This is a genomic window from Mycobacterium sp. NGS48 (genome assembly GCF_059812585.1).
Map to the genome: position 1 here is coordinate 184,165 of NZ_JCALCY010000002.1, position 19,013 is coordinate 203,177.

The window sequence follows — 19,013 nt, forward strand, 5'->3', positions numbered from 1 at the left end:
TGGGTAGCACCCGTTTGGCTAGAGCCGACTCGCAGCGAAAGCCGCGGCCTGATTAACCATCCCGGACTGCACATAGCCAACGTGCGCCGACGAATCCCCGCCGTCGGAGCAAATCGGATCTCCGGGATTACACAAGTCAATGGTCTTAGCGCCATACAGCGGGCTGATCGCGCTCAGAGGTAGCCCCCGCGATTTATCCCACGGATTTCCGAAGACGGCAACCGCGGCAACGTGATCAGCCACCTCTGGCGGCATCGACGCGCCGGGCGCGGTGATGAGATCGATGACGACCGCGCCTAACGAATATCCACCGAGCACCATCCGGGTATTGGGACAGTTCGCGGCCATGTGCTGGACATGGGCGCTCGCATCTTTAGCGCCGGCGGAGGCGGCGTTAGCCAACTCATTGCTCTTGTTCGTCGCGGGGTAGTTGACTGCATATACCCCGAAGGATCTCCCGCCGACGTGCGGGCGCAGGGAATCGACAAATGCCTGTCCGAACACGCCGACACCGGGTGGATCATCGCTGCCGCGAGCAAACACCACCTCGACGTCGGGGCATTGCGCTGCAGCGGCGGTGGAAGGAACGCTGACGGCTGCATTGAGCATCGCGCAACTGGTCAGAACTGCGGCAGCAAAGAAACGAGCAATCTGGCGGGCGCTCACGTCGCTCATACTGGCATATGGCAGCAAGTCGAAGTAGGTGACGAGACCGGCCGGCTTGTCCGGCGTCAGGATGGCTGCCGCCTGTTTCGGTGACCTCTACCGGCGAGCGAGAATAATGAGCGTGCAGCATCTGCGAGAAGGCGTGACGGATGATGGCGTGCTCGGTGCGGTGCTTGCCCACGCCGACCAGGCCCCCGATCGGCCTGCTGTCAAGGACCTGGATCGCGCGTTGACCCGGGGCGAGTTGCGCGCCGCCGCGGGGAAAGTGGCCGCTGGCTTGGTGCAGAAGGGCGTCGAGCCCGGCGATCGGGTTGCCTTGCTGATCGGTAATTCCGTGGACTTCGTGGTTGCGGCGCTGGGCTGTCTGTGGGCGGGGGCCACGTTCGTTCCACTGGCGATCACCGATCCAGATCTCCGCCGTTCGCAGATCGTGGCTGACTGTCGGCCCGCACTGGTGATCACCGCAGGCTCGGACCAAACTGCGCCATCGGGACTTCCCGTCGGCACGGCGTGGACCTCCCTTTCGGCGCTGAGCGTCGCAGACGGGCCCACGCCGCCACCAGTCATTGGCGCCGTCTCCTACATCATTTACACGTCGGGCACGACCGGTACCCCCAAGGGCGTGCAGATACCCCCGTCGGCCTTCCTCACCGCGGCCGACGCATGCGCCGACGCGATGGGCCTCACCGCGGACGACCGGTACCTGTGCGTTTCTCCCGTGCACTTCGATGGGTCCTTCTCGGCCATCTTCCCCCCGCTCGTGCGCGGCGTCCCCCTCGTCATCCCCGACCGGGAAGCCCTCCTGTTCCCACGCAGGTTCTTCTCGATTGTCGATAGCGAGGGGATCACGGCGACCAGCTTCTCTCCCAGCTACCTCCGCTTGCTCCGGGCCAGCGGCCGTCTGGCGCGGTTGGCTGACACCCCGCTGAGAGTGATGGCCCTGGGCGGCGAAGCGCCGTCCACGGCCGATATCAGGGCGGTGTGGGCCGCCAGTCCGGGACTGCGGGTGGTGAACCGATACGGCCCGACAGAGACGACCATCGCCGTCGCCCATCTGGAACTGACGCCCGAGTTGCTCGACACGGGGCTGGTACCGATCGGTCGACCACATCACGGAAGCTCGTTCCACCTCGTTGATGAACACGGAACGCGGGTGGATGGTCCTGGCGTGGTCGGCGAGCTGTACATCGGCGGCCCGCAGCTCATGGCCGGGTATCTGAACGACCCGACGCTGAGCGCAGCTGTGCTGCGCGCGGACGTCGTCGAAGGAACCACCCTCTACCGCACCGGTGACCTCGTCCTCCGCGACGACCGCGGCAACTACGTATACGTGGGGCGTTCGGACCGCGTCATCAAGCGACATGGCGTGAGGATGTCGCTGGTCGAGGTGACCGAGGCGCTCGGTGGTCTCGACGGGATCGCATCCGCGGCGTGCACAACCTTCGACCTGGACGGCGAACTGGGAGTCGTCGCATTCGTGGTGCCGGACGGCGAGCTCGCCCCTGTCGCCGTCCGCCAGGCCGCCGCCGAACGGCTCCCGGAAACGATGCTGCCCGATCAATTCGTCTTAGTGGCCGACTTGCCCTTGACGTCTGCCAGCAAGGTCGACGAGCGACGCCTGCTGAAGGACGCCGGCTTGTCTCCGCCGAACGAAGGGGCCTGAGCCCTCAGCGTCCGTTGCGGCTTCGCCTCGAGGAACTGCCTGACTAAACCGCGCGGTCTGTTCATCCGTCAGCCTGCCGGGGGTAACGCTGCTTTCTTGCTCTTTGTAAACTAGACGTTGGCTATATGCTTCTGTTTTAATCTATCGGTATGTAAGCTGTGGCGAAGGTGCACCATCGGTATACGAGCACCCAAGCGTCGGCGTAACGCCCCCGGGTTCGGCTGCTTCCGTTAGGAGGAGCGCATGTCGTTGGTGACCACCCAGGCAGAAATGCTGGCGGTGACGGCCGCCGACTTCACCAGCGACAACACTCCCGGTGGTGCACCCGAGATCACTGCGGCTGTTGTAGCGGCAGCCTCCGGGCAGGCACCGCCCTACGGCGCAGACGGTTGGACGTCGAGCGCACGACGCCGCTTCAGCGAGATCTTTGATTGCGACGTCGATCTGCTCCCCGTTTCCACCGGCTCGGCGGCGAACGCATTGAGCTTGGCCGCGCTGACCCCACCGTGGGGCAGCGTGTTATGCCACCGCGACAGCCATATCAATAACGACGAGTGCGGCGCACCGGAGTTCTTCACAGGGGGTGCCAAACTCATTGCCCTGGGCGGGGATAACGCCAAGGTCGACGCCGACGAGTTGCAGGCCGCAGTGCACCGTAAGGCCGGAGACGTGCACAGCGTGCAACCCTCCGTGTTGAGTCTCACCCAGGCGACCGAGACCGGCGCCGTATACACCCCCGCCGAGATTGGACGTCTGGCCGGCATTGCGAAGCGCGCCGGCCTGCGCGTTCACCTGGATGGCGCCCGCCTCGCCAACGCCGTCGCCGCATTGGGCTGCAACCCCGCCGAGCTAACCTGGCGCGCCGGCGTGGACGTGCTGTCCTTTGGCGCCATCAAGAACGGGAGCCTTAACGCCGATGCGATCGTCGTCTTCGACCGCTCCCTGACGACCGAGCTCCGCTTCCGGGCGAAGCGGGCCGGGCAGCTCGCCGCCAAGATGCGCTTCGCCGCCGCCCAGCTCGACGCCTACCTCGCCGACGATCTGTGGCTGCGCAATGCCTGGCACGCCAATGCCATGACCGCGCGGCTCGAAGAGGGGCTGAAGTCCATTCCCGGCATTCGTCTTGCGGGCACGCCAGAGGCAAACATCCTCTTCTGCCACCTGCCCCGGCAGGTCATCGACGGACTTCTGGACCAGGGTTACGGCTTTTACCACGGCCGTTGGGAGCCAGGTGTCGTCCGTTTCGTCACCTCCTTCGCCACCACGACCCACGATGTCGACGAGCTGGTACACACGGTCCGCCGACTCAGCGCGACCGCGATCGAGGAAAGCCGATCTAACCGGGCTCGAACGCAGAGAGCAGCCGGCGGCCGCCGATCTGAGGTGGCGTGTATGGGACGCGTCCGATGATCGAGATTGCCATCGTGGGTCTGGGCTCGTGGGGTCTGTGTGTCGTGGAGCGGACGGTGCACCGGGCTCGCCGGACCGGGACGCCGGTGCGGCTGCATGTGGTCGAACCCGCTCAGCTCGGAGGCGGGGTCTACTCCGCCGAGCAGCCCGACTTTCTGGTACTCAACAACGCCTGCGGGCAGCTCTCCCTCTACGCCGCCCCCGACGGGGACGCCGCCCCGCCCTATGCGATCGGCCTGCACCAGTGGGCGGTGTGCTGCGGCTACCGCTGGCTGGGTTACGAGTGCCGCATCGGCGCCGGGGGGGACCCCATCCGGCCCACCGACTACCTGCCCCGGCGATTGATGGGCGAGTACCTGGCCTGGTTCTACAACACGCTGGTGGACTACGCCCCGCCCAATCTCGAGATCGTCCGGCACTACGCGGCGGCCGTCGACATCTCGCCGGCGCTGGCGGGGCGCGAGGAGGTGCTGCTCGACAACGGCACCACCCTCACCGTCGACCACGTGATACTGACCTCGGGGCACACCTGGAACGACGAGCTCGGGGCCGGCGGGGGCGTGCACTACCTGCGCGCCTACCCCGTCGGATTTCTGGACCAGAATATTCCGGCCGGATCCTCGGTGGCCGTGGCCGGCATGGGCCTGGTCGGCTACGACGTCCTCACCGCCCTCACCATCGGACGAGGCGGGACCTTCGAGGACCGGTGCGATCGGGCCGACCGCATGCGGTACGTGCCCTCGGGCCGGGAGCCGGACATCATCCTTTACTCACGCTCGGGCATGCCGCACTGTGCCAAGTCGGCCCAGGGCGTCGACCCCTACGGCCAGTACCAGCCGGTGGTGTGCACCCCCGAGGAGTTCGCGGCGCTGACCAATCCGGGCGGGTCGCCGGTGCGCCGGCACGTGGACCTCCGGGCCGAGCTTCTCCCCCTCATCTTCGCCGAGATGCAGGCGCGCTACTACATCCACGCCGCCTTGCTGGCCCGGGGCGAGGTCGAGTCGACCGAGGTCCGTGCCGTCCTTCGCCAAGGCTGGGTCAACGGGCACTACGAGAAGGCCGTCGACAGTCTCGAGCCGCGCTACGGGCGCTTCGACCCGGCTGCCCATGTCTTCGCTGAGTCCGACCGCCACTACGCGTCGGCCGCCGACTACCAGGGCCAGGTGTACGACATGATCGAGGCCGACCTCACCGAGGCCCTACGCCCCGGTGGGAGCCCGGTCAAGGCGGCCGAGGAGGTGCTGCGAATCCTGCGGGACCAGCTCCGTTCGGTCATCGAGTTCGGTGGTCTTTCCCTCGACTCCTACGTCGACTTCCAGTCCAACATCCGGGGCCGCATCAACCGCCTGGAGGCGGGCCCGCCACCCCTGCGCTCCCAGCAGCTCCTGGCGCTGCTGGATGCCGGGGTGGCGCGGATCCCGCTCGGACCGAACCCGGAGACGGCCGCCTGCCCCGATGGCGTCCGCCTGAGCTCCAGGGCTCTCGACGAGCCGACGGCCGTCACGGTCGAAAAGGTGGTGCGGGGCCATCTCGACATGCCCTCGCTGGCCCGGTCGAGCTCACCCCTGCTCAGCCGTCTCTACGCCAAGGGCAGGCTGACCCAGCTCAGCTACGGCGACACGCCCGTGGGCAGCGTGGCCATCAATGAGGAATTCCACCCCTACGACACCGAGGGCCGGCTCCAGCCCAACCTCTCGTTGCTGGGTGTGCTCACCGAGGGAGTGCGCTACTTCACCCACTACCTGCCCTCGCCGCGCAGCCGCCTCCGGGCCGTCTACGACGCCCAGTACTGCGTCGAGGCCGTCATCGGAAGCAGCGGCCTCCAGGACGTCTACGACGCCCAGGACTGCGTCGAGGCCACGATCGGCTGAGCACATGATGGATTCGGTGACCGGGCGGGCGCGGCCATTAGTGGCGGTTGGCTACGGCCCGCGTTGCGTTCCGGTGATGCAGCTGGCCGAAGCGGCCGCCGGCCTCTGCGATCTGCTGTGGATGATCGACACGACCGTCCCGGGGATGGCCGAGATGGTCGATCTCCTCAACCGGTTCGGCGCCGTTGTCGACCTCGAGGGCATGAGCGCCGAGCAGGCGGTCAAAACCCTGGCCGACTGGGAGCCCGACGGCATGACCACCTACCTCGACGCCGGCATGGTCGAACTGGCCCGGATGGCCGAGAAGCTAAGTCTCCCCTTCCACAGCCCGGCGACCGCCGCCGCCCTCACCGACAAGGCCCGCCAGCGCCGGGCCCTCGCCGACGCCGGCATGGACATCCCCCCTTGCCACCTCGTCCGTCCCGGCCTGTCGGAGCCCGAGCTCTCGGCCGTCGAGGCCGAGGTGGGGTGGCCCGCCATCCTCAAGCCCCGCTCGGCCCAGGGCAGCCGCTGCACCTTTTTGGTCCGCGATGGGGCCGAGCTCGAGAAGCTGCTCGACGCCCTCGGACCGGGCCGCCCCGGCATGGTCCTCGAGGGTTACCTGGCCGACGATCCGGCCCGGACCGGCGACCCCTACGCCGGCTACGTGTCGGTCGAGAGCGTGGTGGCCGACGGCACCATCAGCCACCTGGCCCTGACCGGCCGCTTCCCGCCGGCCGAAAACTTCCGTGAGACCGGGTTCTTCATCCCCGCCGCCCTCGACGCCGGGAGCCGCTCGGCCGTCCTGGACCTGGCCACCCGGGCGATCGACGCCCTTGGAGTCCGCACCGGGTGCCTGCACACCGAGGTCAAGTTCACACCCGACGGGCCCCGCATCATCGAGGTCAACGGACGGGCGGGCGGCGGTGTGCCCGAGATGCTGGAGCGAGCCGCCGGCGTCAGCCTGCTCGACCTCACCTTGCGGGTGGCCCTGGGCGAGCCGGTATCGATCGACGGGCCGGTAGCCACCGACCGCATCGGCTACCGCTTCTTCCTCCAGCCGCCGACCGTTTCGGCGACGGTGACGGCCATTGAGGGCATCAACGACTTCACCGACCACGCCCTGGTGGACACGGTGAGCGTCCACCAGGGCCCGGGGGCCGCCCTCGACTGGCGGGACGGCTCGGGCAACCACATCGTGGCCGTGGTCGGCTCGACCGACGACGAGAAGCAGTTGCAGGCGGCCTACCGGCTCCTCCACCAGGAGGTCACGGTCACCTACACCGACGTGAGGCATTGAGCGGTGAGCGCGGGACTGGCCGGGGCCCTCCACCTGCAGGCGGCGCCGGAATGGGCCCAGGGACCGCGGCCGTGGCGGTGCGCCCTGGTCAACAACATGCCCGATGCCGCCTTCGGCGCGACCGAGCGACAGTTCGCGGGCCTGCTGGACGCCGTGTCCGGGTGTGAGACGGTCGCCCTGACCCGCCACACCATGGCCGGGGTGCCCCGTGCCGAGCGGATCCGAGCGCGTATCGCCGCCGAGTACCGTCCCCTCGAGGACATCACCTCCGATCCCCCCGACCTGCTGATGGTGACGGGCTGCAACCCTGTCGAGTCCCGCATCCAGAACGAGCCCTACTGGTCCGATCTGTGCGGCCTGCTGCGGTGGGGCAGCGAAAACGTGCCGGTCATGGTGCTGTCCTGCCTGGCGGCACACGCCGCCCTGGCCATCTTCGACGGCGTCGAACGAATCACCCTGCCGGCCAAGTGCACCGGCGTCTTCGCCCAGAAGGCCGACCCGACGCACCCTCTGACAGCCGGGATGTCTGAAATGGGGACCGTCGTCCTACCCCACTCGCGGCTCAACACCGTGCCTGTAGAGGCGGTGACCGCCGCGGGCTACGCGGTGGCCCTGCAGTCGGAGGAGGTGGGGTGGAGCGTGGTCACGAGGACGGTGGGTCGATCCGAGGTCGTGTTGGTCCAAGGCCATCCCGAGTACGACCCGTCGAGCCTCGTGCGCGAGTACCACCGGGACGTGCGGCGCTACGCCAGCCACCAGAGCGAGGTGCTCCCCTATCTCCCCCGGGGCTGTGTGGCCGGCCCGGATTGGGACAGGCTTCGCAGGCTGCACGAGCGGGTGGTGGCCGGCGAGCGAGACCCGGCCCTGGTGGCCGCCTTCCCCTTCGACGAGGTCGGCGCCCGCGCCCCCTGGCCGTGGCGGGGCACGGCACTGCGTCTATACGCGAACCTGTTGGGCAGCATCGCGAAGAGGAGCGTCTGAGGCCATGCACGACGAAACGATCGCCATCCACGGTGGCTACACGCCCGACGGGACGCGGGCCGTGGCCGTGCCCATCTATCAGACGGTGGCTCACGACTTCATCGACGCCGCCCACGCGGGTGCCGTGCTCGACCTCGAGACGCCCGGCTTCCACTACAACCGACTCAACAACCCGACCTGCGACGTCCTCGAGCAGCGCATCTGCGCCCTCGAAGGAGGCACGGCGGCCCTGGTGGTCGCTTCGGGCATGGCCGCCGTCAGCTATGCCATCCTGACGGTGGCCAGTGCCGGCTCGAACATCGTGGTGGCCCCCCAGCTCTACGGCGCCACCTTCACCTACTTCGCCCACGTGCTGCCCACCCTCGGCATCGAAGCCCGCTTCGCCGTCGACGACCGAGCCGAGTCGATCGCTCCACTCATCGACGAGAACACCCGCGCCGTCTTCTGCGAGACCATCGGCAACCCGGCCGGCAACATCGTGGACCTGGAGGCCGTGGCCGCCGTGGCTCATGCGGCCGGTGTGCCCCTCATCGTGGACAACACGGTGGCCACGCCGCTCGTGCTCAAGCCCTTCGAGCACGGGGCCGACGTGGTGGTCCACTCGCTGACCAAGTTCGTGGGCGGCCACGGCACCACGCTGGGTGGGGCCATCGTCGACGCCGGCCGATTCCCGTGGGCCGACCATCCCGACCGCTTCCCCATGTTCAACCAGCCCGAGCCCGCCTTCCACGGCGTCGTCTTCGCCCGCGACTTCCCCGAGCGGCCCTTCACCGTGCGGGCCCGCGCCACTCAGCTGCGCAACAGCGGCGCCACCCTCTCCCCCTTCAACGCCTTCCTGCTCCTCCAGGGCCTCGAGACAATGGCCGTGCGCCTCGAGCGCCACGAGGCCAACGCCCGGGCCGTGGCCGACTACCTGACCGCCGACCCCCGGGTGGCCTGGGTGAGTTTCGCCGGCTTCCCCGACCATCCCTATCACCACCTGGTCCAGCGCTACCTCAACGGGCGCGTGCCGTCGATCGTCACCTTCGGAGTCGCCGGGGGAGGCGAAGGCGGCTATGCCGCGGGACTGGCCTTCTTCGATGCGCTCCAGCTCGTCAAGCGGCTGCTCAATCTGGGAGATGCTAAGAGCCTGGCCATCCATCCGGCCTCCACCACCCATCGCCAGCTGTCCGGCGAGGAGTTGGTGAAGGCCGGTATCCGGCCGGAGACGATCCGGCTGTCCATCGGGATCGAGCACATCGACGACATCATCGACGACATCGACCAGGCCCTGGACAAGGCCATGGCCAGCCGAGCCGGCTGATTAGCTGGGGTCGAACTGCCGGCACTTTCCCCTCGACAGCCGCTCTATCGAATCCACCTCGTGCACAACGACGTTCGACTCCGGCCCGTCGTGCCGACGGAGCACATCGATCAGTTCCGTCCGCAGCTGCGCCAAGTCGCATGAGCCGTCGGTCACCACGGACACGTCGACACCCCCAGCCGTCCTACCCACGAAAAAGTTGGCGACGCCGGGGGTGGCAAGGACCGTCCGCTCAAAGGCCACCCGGGGCACCACAGCACCACTTTCGTACTCGAAGGCGCCGTTGATCCGGCCGTGGACCGAGGTGATGCGGCGATGAGCACAACCGCACGGACACGGGTCGTCGGAGATCGTCACCGCGTCTGCCATGTCATAGCGGATCAGCGGCTGCTCCAAGTTGAACAGGTTCGTCAGCAGCATCCGATCCGCAGGTTGCCCATACGGAACGACATTGCCATCGGCGTCCGCCGGCTCGAGAATCACCAGATCGTCGGCGATGTGCTTGCCTTCTCCAACGCCGCATGGAAAGGCATAGGTGCCTTCTGAGCAACCCCAGAACTCCGAAGCCTCGATCCCCCATGCGGACCGAACCGCTTCTCGCACAGGCGGAGTGCACACCTCTCCCGCGATGCTGACCCAGGTTGGTTTTATGGTGAGCCGTCCGTGCATCGCCTCTAAAGCCAGCTCCCAGATCAGGCTCGGCCACCCTTGGAGGGCCTGCACTGCGGGACGGGCGTTGTTGAGGCCGTCGACAATCTCACTGAGCGGCAGCGTGGCATCGAAGCAGTGCGAAGCCGGCCCTCCGCTCTCAAAGGTGCTGAACGCGTGGAAAATCCCCGATTCGTGTTTGGGACTGCCACTGAAGCACTGCGCCAACACCGCGTCCGGGTCTTCGCCGCGGCGCCCGGTCCAGCGCGAGCCCTGCATCACAAACGTGACGAACGAGTCCCAGCCGTAGAGGTGGTACGACGGGGATTCGGTATATCCCGACGTGACAATTGCCCGGTACTCGTCGTCGAGGTAGCCGTCGCCGGTCAACTGATCGACGTGGTGTCGGACCCGGTCGAGGGTCAGCCCGGGCACAGTGACCAGCCGGTCGAACTCCGCCATCATCTCGGATTTGGTCAGGATCGGCAGAGACGGGAGGTCGGCCTCGGTGAAATTCGCCAGATCGCGGCCGGCCAGTCGTTCCCGCCAGAACGGCGAGCGGTCGGCGGCATACACCAGCAGCTCCCGAAGACGCCGTTCGCGTTCGGCAGCGAGACGCCCTGCGTCCCATCGCAACCGGCGCACACCCTTCAGGTACGCATCTTGCAATTGGGCACGCTGAAGCCGGACCAGCTGCTCGTAATGCCCCTCCGACCGCACAGCAGTTGCACTCGATTGCACCAACCGATCGTAGCTCAAATGACGTATTTCGATACTATTCGAAGGAAAATAATCGTTTATGTTAACGATCGGTCGGGGAGCTGCTGATGTGGAGCCATCGTTGAGAGGCGAAATCGATCTCATGGCGTTCGCGCTCGTCGCACCGCTTGGGCAGCGTCTTCGTGTCCGTTGGTGATCAATCCTGCGATCACGCCGTCGACGTCAGCGGCTGGTCGATTCTGGCTGAGCTTGAACTTGGCCTCGATGCGGGTGATCAGCACTTCCACTCCCACAATGGCTCGTAGTTGCCCTTCGATGAATTGTGGTGGCGCGTCGTCGACGGACCATGATTGCGGTCGCCCAGCTTCATGACGTCGGGTGAGGTCACGCACATTCTGTTCGACCCAGGCCGGGTCCTCGTGCACCGCGAGTCGCCCATAGACGTGCGCAGTGACGTAGTTCCAGGTGGGCACCACGCGTCCGTGCTCGGCCTTGCTCGGATACCAGGCCGGCGAAATGTACGCATCTGGTCCCCGCACAATGACCAGCGCCTCGCCGAGCACCGGGTGCCGCCACTGGTCATTGCTGCGGGCTAGATGACCACGAAGGGTCCTCATGCCCGGGTCATAGACGAACGGCAGCATAGTAGCGACCATGCCCTCCGGTGTCGCAGTGATCAGGTCAGCGGCACCGTGGTGAGTGAGCAAGTCGTCGACGGCCTGCTCGTCGGCGGCGAAATGAGCGGGGATGTACATGTTGTCCAGTCTGTCGGCGAGTGGATGGTCACTACTGCCGATTCAACGGCGAGAAACGGCGCACCCCGCGACCGAAGCCACGATTAGACCCGCCACCTGACGAATGTTTCCTTCTTGTCAGGCATTCGCCGGCGCATGTCCGTTGGTCGGCAGGTACACGATGGCCGGTTGATATCCGGGGGGCGCGTGTCCGTTTGTCGGGAACCCGGCGGGCACCGGGTATTTCGCGATTGCCGGGGATGCCGCCTCCGGCGAGTATCCGGCGGCTGTTGGGCGCGCGGCAACCTTGAGGCGCGGCCCGTATTTGGCAGCAGCAGCAGCACCGCCCGCGCCAGCGACGGCGCCCATAGCTGCAGCCCCCGGTGCCCCACCGAACATGAATGGGAAACCCACTCCGGCGCCAAGATCGCTGGCCGCCAACGGCAAAGCTGCAGCAGCCGACATTCCTAGCGGGGCCGCCCCCAGCATCGCCGCCGGACCCGCCGCGGCCCAGCCCCAGCTCGCCGGCACCGACAACGCCCCGACCGAGGCCGCTTGACCCAGGCCCGCCAAACCGCCCATGCCCCCAGCGACCCCAGACCCCAACGCACCCGCCGCCGCGCCGGCCCCTAACGGCGCCAGGGCTGCGCCACCGGCTAAGGAGTTGAAGCCCATACTCATGGGAATAGCCATCAGGGGTCCGAGCGCATTGGCGCCGATGAACATGCCGAAAAACCCGGGGAGCGTGAGGTACGAGGTAAGCGCACCTTGGAGCATGCCTGGGAGCGAGAACCCGGACGACGCGGATCCCAGGAGCCCTCCTACGGGCGATGTCGTGGCGGACGACACGCCAGAAGACCCACCCAGAAGCGAAGCCAGGGGTCCCGTTGCCGACGCCGAAGCGGGCGACGCGAGGCTCTGCAGCGCGGGAGTAGTCGAGGAGAGTAGCTGTGACAACGTTGACTGCACACCCGCGCCAGTCGACGTGGCGGCGGTCTGGGCACCCGTGGCGCCCTGCGCGGCCAACCCGGCCGCATTCGTGGTCTGCGGCGCCGCGGTGAACGGCGTCACGCTCGCGGTGCTTGCCGCCGAATTCGCGGCATAGCCGTACATCGCCGCGGCGTCCTGGGCCCACATTTCGCCGTATTGGGCCTCGGTCGCCGCGATCGCCGGCGTGTTCTGACCGAACACGTTGGTCGCGACCAGCGAGGCCAGCTGCGCGCGGTTGGCCGCGACCACCGGCGGGGGCACCGTCATCGCAAACGCCGTCTCATAGGCGCCCGCCGCCGCTTGAGCCTGGGTGGCCGCCAGCTGAGCCTGCCCGGCGGTCGCGCTCATCCACGCCGCGTAGGGTGCGGCCGCGGCCGCCATCGCCGTTGACGATGGTCCCACCCACGGCCCGCTGGTCAGCCCTGAGATTATCGACGTGTAACCGGCGGCGCCCGAATGCAATTCGGCGGCCAACGCGTTCCAGGCGGCTGCGGCGGCCAGCATCGACCCAGGCCCCGGACCGGCATACATCCGAGCCGAGTTGATCTCCGGCGGTAACGCCCCGAATTCCATGCTGGAACCTCCGCCGCTCAGAGAGCCGCTGCGGCGTTGGCGGCCTCACAGGCCGCGTACGAACCGGCGCTGGCCGCGAGGGTATGCACAAATAGTTCGTGAATCGCCGTGGCTTGGGCGCCGATCGCTTGGTACAGGTGGCCGTGTGCGGCGAAATGCGCCGCCGTCAGCGCCGACACCTCGTCGGCCGCCGCGGGAACCACCCCGGTCGTCGGAGCTGCTGCCGCCATATTCCCGGCAGCCACTGCAGAGCCCATCTCCTGCAATCCTCCGGCCGCCAACGCCAGCATTTCCGGGTGTGTGGTCACGAACGACATGTGCTCCTCCTAACGGAAGCAGGCCGGTCGAGAGACGGGCCCGGTGACGCGCCGCCACGGTGCGGCCGCCAACTGTATACCAACCATACGCTCAATGTGCCTATAAAGATACTGGTAGCTTGATAACTAGCTTTAATTTAGACCATTAGTAACGATGACTACTCGATCACGCCGTGACTGCCGTCGACATAGCCGCTGCCGGTCTGCCCGCAGCGTGTCGCGCCGCCTGGTAGAGATGCCCGCTAACGCCCGAGCGGTGATGGCGCAGAACGGTTCGCAGGACGCGGATGCCGTCGCGGATGGCGTGCAAGTTCGAGCTACCGGTACGCCGCGGCAACTCGAGGCTGGGAACCTCGGCAATGCGCAGGCCCGCCTGCATGGCCCGCACCGTCATTTCGGCTTCGATTTCGAACCCGGTGGCCGATAAGCGGAGATGTTCGAGATACCGCCGGTGAAACGCGCAGAATCCGTAACACAAATCTGTCAGGTGTGCGTCGTATGCCGTGTTGAAGACCGTGAGCAGGAACCAGTTGCCCAGTCCGCGGAACCGTGTGATGTCCAATGATCCGCCGCCGCTGATGAACCGCGACCCTTTGACGAAGTCGTAACCGTTAGAGAGGAAATGCAAGTAGTGCCTGATCTCTTGCGGCGACATGCTGCCGTCCGCGTCCATCATCACGATGATGTCACCGGTGGCCGCCAGGAAGCCGGTGCGCAACGCGCTGCCTTTACCTGCACCCTGCTGTGCCACGATCCGGACGTCGGGTCGGCATCGAGAAGCGGTAACCAGGGTGACATCGGTCGAGTTGCCGTCGACAAGGATGATTTCAGCTACCTCATCGGCGATCTGTTCAAGCACCCAGGCAATGTTGCGCGCCTCGTTTCTCACCGGAATAACCAGGCTCACGCTCAGATCTGGGCCGGTCGATGGTCTCGAACGAGAGGCAGAAAGCGGATGCTCGGGTGTTTCCGCGCCTTCTGCCGGCTTGAGTGCCGCGACCCGGTAGTAGTCCAAATCGCTTGAGTTTGAGGGTGAAACGGTGGTCATGTTTCGGCTGCCAATCTCTACGTGAACTGCTGCGTGACTCGCAGCCTGAGTGAAAAGGGAGTTGCTGAAAGGGATAACGCGACTACACCTTGATCGGTCGGAAACTCGATGCCCGCGCATCCAGTCGCATCTGCAGTGCGGGCGGCGTGCACATGAACGTCTGCCAACGCCGACTCCGGCTCAGACGGTTAGCCACTCGCTAGTCAAGGTCCCATGCGGCCCTCCCATGTAATCCGCACACTGACACCCCGCGGTTACGGCGGCGGCGACTGGGTGCGACCCTGCGCATATACCGATGATACGCTTGAATCGGTAGGATACATACGATTCGACTGTATGTAAACCGATAACAAACTAGAAGTCACAATCAGTATCGGTATGCACCTGCGGAGACCTATCTCGACAGGCACGGCGCCGCCGCAGCCACTCGGCGTCTAATCCCATCGGACCAAACCGGTACCGGTAGCCGCTGACCAGGGCTACGCCGTCAATACTTGGCCCGGATCGGCGGGCGCTTCATTGCTCCGGCCACTACGGCGCTCACGACCAGGCAGCGCTTGTGCTTTCCATCCACAGCCGGTCCGTCAAATTCTCAAACGTCACCAACACAACCGGATCATCGCTACGCTTCAGCGCCGACTTGCTCATCCTGGCCTGCACCGTCCAACCCTCCCAATGCCGCAACTCCACGACCAGATTGCCCAGTGCGCCGACGCCGGAGAGCGCGCCTACCGCGGCCGGCACGGTATGGAAGATCTCAGGAAACGCCAACCCCGCTAGTTTGTCGTGCGGGTAACCCACCATCTCTGCAAATGCCGTATTCGCGAACAAGATAACGCCGTCCCGCGTGAGAGCGAGCGAAGGCACCGGGATCCGCTCCAACACCACGACAGCAGGTAACTGGGTCAGGATGTCCGCCGGTGAATCGCCCGATCCTCGATTACGCCGCCGCTCGCCGGTCACGCCAGCGCCCACGCGCGGGTAGGCGTGTACGCCCCCCGCAAGCAGTCGGGCGCTCGACCGGGATGCCACAGATGTCAGCATCTCCCGCTCTGTGTCCGCGAACATCGGTTCCCCTAACTGAAGCAGGACGACCCGGGGGACCGCGGTGCAGCAGCGCCAGGCTTCGACTGGATGTATACCCTCGGTGTACTTAAATCGGCAGTATACATACTCAGTGGCCTTAATCAAGCCTTTCCATCGGACTGACAGTCTTACACTAAAATGAAAAGCATGGGTAAACCCGGGATACTGGGTGAAGGGCAAGCCGCGGACCAACCGAAGACCTCGACGAACGTAACTCTTCCCCCGGACGGACGAGAAATGCGTGTCCGCCCGGCGGGTCACCGCCCGCTATCGGCTAACCGTCCCCTATCATCGATGAGACCGACTGGGCCGCGGAACTGCCGTGGCGCGAAGCCATCCCGCCGCTGCGCGGCGACCGCGACGAGACAGGCGGGCCGATGACTGTAGCCAGCGAACGGCGCGCCGACACCACGCGCCAACGACTCATCGACGCCGCATCACGCCAGTTTGCCCACCGCACGTACAGCATGGTCAGCCTCGACGACATCCTGACGGAGGCCGAACTCACCAAGGGGGCCATGTACTTCCACTTCCAGTCTAAGCAGGCACTGGCTCTGGCGATCATCGACGACCTCAACGAGATGAGCCGTGCAGCAGTCACCGAGCTGCTTGTCCGCAAGATGTCGGGCCTGGAAACACTGATCGACCTTGTCTATCTCCTGGCCGTTCAAGACACCCAAAACGAGGTGGCGCGGGCCGGCGTCCGCCTGCTCGACACCCTGGATGACACAACCGCCTTGCCCACCACGATGTGGCAAACATGGATCGAGTTCGTCACCACCCTCATCCAGAAGGCGATCATTGAGGGCGACGTCGCCGAACATCACGACCCCGAAGACATCGCCAAAATGCTAGTGGCGCTGTGGGTGGGTATCCGCCGAATCAGCGATCTCGACCAACCCGAGCACCACCTCGATAATCTTCAAAACGCATGGGTACTGGCGCTGCCCAGCTTCACCAATCCCGATCGAATCGACTACTTCACCCTATTCATGAAACGACGCCACGCACTCGCCGTGAAAAAGGTTTCCGCTCCGGCGCTCTCACCATGACTGCACACCACAGCCGTCCCTTCGCACAGCAACCACCAGCCCGACACGTCTACTGCACTTCGGAGGTTTAGGGACGATGGTGCCCCAAGCCCGTTCGGAGGCCACCCGCCAAAAGATCCTCAACGCCGCGATAGATCTGTTCAGCGAGGTCGGGTACGCGGCCGCAGGGCTAGGCGAGATCATCGAGCGCGTGGGTATGACCAAGGGCGCCCTTTACCACCATTTCGACTCCAAAGAAGCGCTGGCAACCGCCATCATCGAACACGGCACCAACCTGACCCGCGACGCGTTCCGCCACGTGTGCGAATCATCCTCGCCTGCACTCGAGAACATGGTCCACGGCGTCTTCGTCGTCACAGACCTCCTTGTCACCGACAAAACTGCCCGCACGGCTGAACAGCTCACCAGCGGACTGGCTGAATTCAACAGCGCAGCCTCCCAAGTTTGGAGCAGCCGGTTGGACGCGATAACGACCCAGGCCAAACGCGCAAGCACCGAAGGCGACCTCCACGAGGGCCTCGACCCCTGCGTGGTCAGCGAATCAATCCTCAACGCCATGCTCGGCGCCCAACTGCTCTCCAAGGCAGCAGACGGCAACGATCACATCAAGCGACTAACCCGCTCCCTGGACCTTCTCCTCCCCGCAATCGTCGCTGAGCCATCGTTGCCGTACTTCCGCGAGTTTCTCGCCCGCGAGCCCCTACGCCACCCGCCACGCCACCGGCCCACCTGACCGACGCACTATCGCTCGTCGGTCCACAGTTGCTCGGTCAAATTCTCAAAGGTCACCAACACGATCGGATCACTGCTGCGCTTCAGCGCCGACTTGCTCATCTTGGCCCGCACCGTCCAACCCTCACGATGCCGCAGCTCCACGACCAGGTTTGCCAATGCATGAACGTCAGAGAGCCCGCCAGCCCCGTTCGGCACGGTGTGGAAGATGTCAGGGAACGCCAACCCCGTTAACCCGTCCTGCCGGTAACCCACCATCTCTGCAAACGCCGTATTCGCGAACAAAATGGTGCCGTCACGTCCGACAGCAACCGTGGGAACCGGGATCCGCTCCAGCACCACCACAGCAGGCAACCGCCTCAGGATGTCCGCCGGTGAATCACCAGACATCAGGTTGCGTCGCCGCTCAGTGCGCCGATTGCCATCCACACCAGTGCCGTCGCTGGAGTAGCTCTGGGAGCCCTCGCCCAGTGGCTCGGCATCCGCCATGCGTGGGACAGTAGCGACACGACAAGATCAACGCATCAAAAACGCTGAAATCTGCAGACTGTCGGCCACGGCAGGTGGACCATGCGGGGCCGGCGCTGTCAGCTCGTGCAGCGCGGTGACCGTCGCCTGTACGCCGGTGCTGACGTTGAAGGTGTGCGAGTGCGGGCGGTACCTGCTGCCACGCGGTGATACGGCTCAGTCGCCTCACGGATGTAGTCGCCAATCTGGCGCAGCGACCGGTTAGCTTCCGGCACCATCGGCGCGGCAATCTGAAACACGTGCATTTGGCCGGGCCACACCCGCAGCTGGACCGGTACTCCCACCGTGGCCAGCCGCCGCGCCGCCAGCCGAGCATCGTGCAGCAGGATTTCTGAACCGGATACGTGAATCAACGTGCGGGGCAGGCCCACCGCGACATGGTCGAGCGGTTCATAGATCTTTTCAAACCGCCCGTCCCGCTGGGCTGCCCTGTCAATCAAGTCGACGAATGCGTCAAACGCCTTAGCGGGGAACATCGCATCGCTGCGGACGTTGGGATGTGTCTGCTTAGGCGCTCTGACGATCTGCATCAGCGGTGACATGCAAACGAGGGCCGCCAACTTCTCGCCTTCACCGAGCAGCCGTTCGGCCAGCGTGAGTGACAGGTAGCCTCCGGCGGAGTCTCCGGCCAAGACGATCTGGTCGGGCCGGTAACCCCGACCACGCAGCCACCGGTAGCCGTCATAGCAGTCATCGATCGCCTCACCGATCGAATGCTTGGGCATCATCCGGTAGTTGATCACCAGCACCGGGCTCCCGGCATACTTCGACAACACGGTGACGAGCCGGTCATGCGTGTTGGCACCACAGGTCAAGAAGGCGCCACCGTGCATGTACAAGACGACGCGCCGGCTGTCCTCGGCAGGCACGACACCGGCAGCGCGGACCAATCGCGCGGTGCAATGTGGCAACCGAATCTGCGTGCGGATACTGCCCGGCGCGCGCCTGACGGCCCCCGCAGCGAAGTCAACCAAGCCCCACGGCCACGGCGCGCTCGCCACCCTGCTACCAATCGTCAGGGCTGGCCGGATGGTAAGCCGAGCGCCGAGCCAGGCAAGTTGGCCGATGACGCTCGGACCGCCTTCCACGACCTCCCGAACCGCCCCCGAGCTCCGCCGGTCGTCGGTCGCAGTCAACCCCGATGTGCATGAGCTTGCGGGTAAAACGCTGGTCATGTTCGCCTGCCAAGCTGAGCCCTGACTTGATGAGATACTGAAAGTATGCTATCACCATACACAACGTATGTTCAGTACGTATTCGGCGTTTGTGAGGGGTTATCAGTATGTGCGTTCCCCTTCGGACTTTGGCAGGTGAACTCATCGGCAACGTGCCCCAGCGCGCTGTGCGGGTGCCCGTCGTCAGATGGAACATCGACGCGACGTCGTCAAACAGTTGACGGTGATGACTAACGC

Annotated in this window: 16 protein-coding genes and 1 pseudogene; 8 read left to right on the top strand and 9 right to left on the bottom strand. The window is 65.6% G+C overall.

The features are described 5' to 3' along the window. Positions 1 to 18 precede the first annotated feature (18 nt). The gene (locus tag AC5Y42_RS04550; RefSeq protein ID WP_499896142.1) at positions 19 to 675 is read right to left on the bottom strand and encodes a cutinase family protein; all 657 of its coding nucleotides are present in this window, start codon (positions 673 to 675) and stop codon (positions 19 to 21) included. A 112-nt stretch (positions 676 to 787) separates the two neighbouring features. Here AC5Y42_RS04550 and AC5Y42_RS04555 point away from each other — a divergent pair, with 112 nt between their 5' ends. The 6 genes from AC5Y42_RS04555 to AC5Y42_RS04580 all read left to right on the top strand — a co-directional run bounded on the left by AC5Y42_RS04555 (position 788) and on the right by AC5Y42_RS04580 (position 9,173). Then, the gene (locus AC5Y42_RS04555) at positions 788 to 2,329 is read left to right on the top strand and encodes an amino acid adenylation domain-containing protein (RefSeq protein ID WP_499896143.1); all 1,542 of its coding nucleotides are present in this window, start codon (positions 788 to 790) and stop codon (positions 2,327 to 2,329) included. A 243-nt stretch (positions 2,330 to 2,572) separates the two neighbouring features. Next, complete coding sequence (locus AC5Y42_RS04560) at positions 2,573 to 3,739, top strand: threonine aldolase family protein (RefSeq protein WP_499896145.1); 1,167 nt, start codon at positions 2,573 to 2,575, stop codon at positions 3,737 to 3,739. Next, complete coding sequence (locus AC5Y42_RS04565; RefSeq protein WP_499896146.1) at positions 3,718 to 5,610, top strand: FAD/NAD(P)-binding protein; 1,893 nt, start codon at positions 3,718 to 3,720, stop codon at positions 5,608 to 5,610. Before AC5Y42_RS04560 ends, AC5Y42_RS04565 begins: the two co-directional genes overlap by 22 nt. Before the next feature lie 4 nt (positions 5,611 to 5,614). Next, on the top strand, positions 5,615 to 6,889 hold the full coding sequence (locus AC5Y42_RS04570) for an ATP-grasp domain-containing protein (RefSeq protein ID WP_499896148.1): 1,275 nt from the start codon (positions 5,615 to 5,617) through the stop codon (positions 6,887 to 6,889). Positions 6,890 to 6,892: 3 nt separating this feature from the next. After that, complete coding sequence (locus tag AC5Y42_RS04575; protein WP_499896150.1) at positions 6,893 to 7,870, top strand: homoserine O-acetyltransferase/O-succinyltransferase family protein; 978 nt, start codon at positions 6,893 to 6,895, stop codon at positions 7,868 to 7,870. Between the two features lie 4 nt (positions 7,871 to 7,874). After that, positions 7,875 to 9,173, top strand: coding sequence for an O-acetylhomoserine aminocarboxypropyltransferase/cysteine synthase family protein (locus tag AC5Y42_RS04580; RefSeq protein WP_499896152.1), 1,299 nt, complete (start codon positions 7,875 to 7,877; stop codon positions 9,171 to 9,173). On the opposite strand, the gene AC5Y42_RS04585 is transcribed toward AC5Y42_RS04580, so the two are convergent. From AC5Y42_RS04585 to AC5Y42_RS04610, 6 genes are all read right to left on the bottom strand, one after another. Continuing rightward, positions 9,174 to 10,562 carry a phenylacetate--CoA ligase family protein gene (locus AC5Y42_RS04585; RefSeq protein ID WP_499896154.1) on the bottom strand — a complete coding sequence of 463 codons (1,389 nt, stop codon included), beginning with the start codon at positions 10,560 to 10,562 and terminating at the stop codon, positions 9,174 to 9,176. A 119-nt stretch (positions 10,563 to 10,681) separates the two neighbouring features. Beyond that, a complete protein-coding gene (locus AC5Y42_RS04590) occupies positions 10,682 to 11,296 on the bottom strand; it encodes an FMN-binding negative transcriptional regulator (protein WP_499896155.1) in 615 nt (204 codons plus the stop codon). Positions 11,297 to 11,413: 117 nt separating this feature from the next. Then, positions 11,414 to 12,838 carry a PPE family protein gene (locus tag AC5Y42_RS04595; protein WP_499896157.1) on the bottom strand — a complete coding sequence of 475 codons (1,425 nt, stop codon included), beginning with the start codon at positions 12,836 to 12,838 and terminating at the stop codon, positions 11,414 to 11,416. Positions 12,839 to 12,855: 17 nt separating this feature from the next. Next, positions 12,856 to 13,155 (bottom strand): PE family protein, encoded by a 300-nt coding sequence (locus tag AC5Y42_RS04600; protein ID WP_499896158.1) that lies wholly within the window; start codon positions 13,153 to 13,155, stop codon positions 12,856 to 12,858. Positions 13,156 to 13,321: 166 nt separating this feature from the next. Beyond that, the gene (locus AC5Y42_RS04605) at positions 13,322 to 14,170 is read right to left on the bottom strand and encodes a glycosyltransferase family 2 protein (protein WP_499896753.1); all 849 of its coding nucleotides are present in this window, start codon (positions 14,168 to 14,170) and stop codon (positions 13,322 to 13,324) included. A gap of 573 nt (positions 14,171 to 14,743) precedes the next feature. After that, a complete protein-coding gene (locus AC5Y42_RS04610; RefSeq protein ID WP_499896160.1) occupies positions 14,744 to 15,166 on the bottom strand; it encodes a PAS domain S-box protein in 423 nt (140 codons plus the stop codon). Positions 15,167 to 15,666: 500 nt separating this feature from the next. On the opposite strand from AC5Y42_RS04610, the gene AC5Y42_RS04615 reads away from it, so the two are divergent. Next, on the top strand, positions 15,667 to 16,341 hold the full coding sequence (locus AC5Y42_RS04615) for a ScbR family autoregulator-binding transcription factor (RefSeq protein ID WP_499896161.1): 675 nt from the start codon (positions 15,667 to 15,669) through the stop codon (positions 16,339 to 16,341). A gap of 76 nt (positions 16,342 to 16,417) precedes the next feature. Further along, positions 16,418 to 17,074, top strand: coding sequence for a TetR family transcriptional regulator (locus AC5Y42_RS04620; protein ID WP_499896162.1), 657 nt, complete (start codon positions 16,418 to 16,420; stop codon positions 17,072 to 17,074). Between the two features lie 8 nt (positions 17,075 to 17,082). On the opposite strand, the gene AC5Y42_RS04625 is transcribed toward AC5Y42_RS04620, so the two are convergent. Together AC5Y42_RS04625 and AC5Y42_RS04630 are read right to left on the bottom strand one after the other, a co-directional pair. After that, on the bottom strand, positions 17,083 to 17,463 hold the full coding sequence (locus AC5Y42_RS04625) for a PAS domain S-box protein (RefSeq protein WP_499896755.1): 381 nt from the start codon (positions 17,461 to 17,463) through the stop codon (positions 17,083 to 17,085). A gap of 296 nt (positions 17,464 to 17,759) precedes the next feature. After that, a pseudogene (locus tag AC5Y42_RS04630) lies at positions 17,760 to 18,776 on the bottom strand (alpha/beta hydrolase); the annotation flags it as partial. Positions 18,777 to 19,013 lie beyond the last annotated feature (237 nt).

What these genes read in the sequence shown, in the direction of transcription:
- AC5Y42_RS04560 (WP_499896145.1), top strand. Translation starts at nt 2,573, where the DNA reads ATGTCGTTGGTGACCACCCAGGCAGAAATGCTGGCGGTGACGGCCGCC.
- AC5Y42_RS04595 (WP_499896157.1), bottom strand. Translation starts at nt 12,838, where the DNA reads ATGGAATTCGGGGCGTTACCGCCGGAGATCAACTCGGCTCGGATGTAT.
- AC5Y42_RS04600 (WP_499896158.1), bottom strand. Translation starts at nt 13,155, where the DNA reads ATGTCGTTCGTGACCACACACCCGGAAATGCTGGCGTTGGCGGCCGGA.
- AC5Y42_RS04580 (WP_499896152.1), top strand. Translation starts at nt 7,875, where the DNA reads ATGCACGACGAAACGATCGCCATCCACGGTGGCTACACGCCCGACGGG.
- AC5Y42_RS04550 (WP_499896142.1), bottom strand. Translation starts at nt 675, where the DNA reads ATGAGCGACGTGAGCGCCCGCCAGATTGCTCGTTTCTTTGCTGCCGCA.
- AC5Y42_RS04615 (WP_499896161.1), top strand. Translation starts at nt 15,667, where the DNA reads ATGACTGTAGCCAGCGAACGGCGCGCCGACACCACGCGCCAACGACTC.
- AC5Y42_RS04620 (WP_499896162.1), top strand. Translation starts at nt 16,418, where the DNA reads ATGGTGCCCCAAGCCCGTTCGGAGGCCACCCGCCAAAAGATCCTCAAC.
- AC5Y42_RS04590 (WP_499896155.1), bottom strand. Translation starts at nt 11,296, where the DNA reads ATGTACATCCCCGCTCATTTCGCCGCCGACGAGCAGGCCGTCGACGAC.
- AC5Y42_RS04625 (WP_499896755.1), bottom strand. Translation starts at nt 17,463, where the DNA reads ATGTCTGGTGATTCACCGGCGGACATCCTGAGGCGGTTGCCTGCTGTG.
- AC5Y42_RS04570 (WP_499896148.1), top strand. Translation starts at nt 5,615, where the DNA reads ATGATGGATTCGGTGACCGGGCGGGCGCGGCCATTAGTGGCGGTTGGC.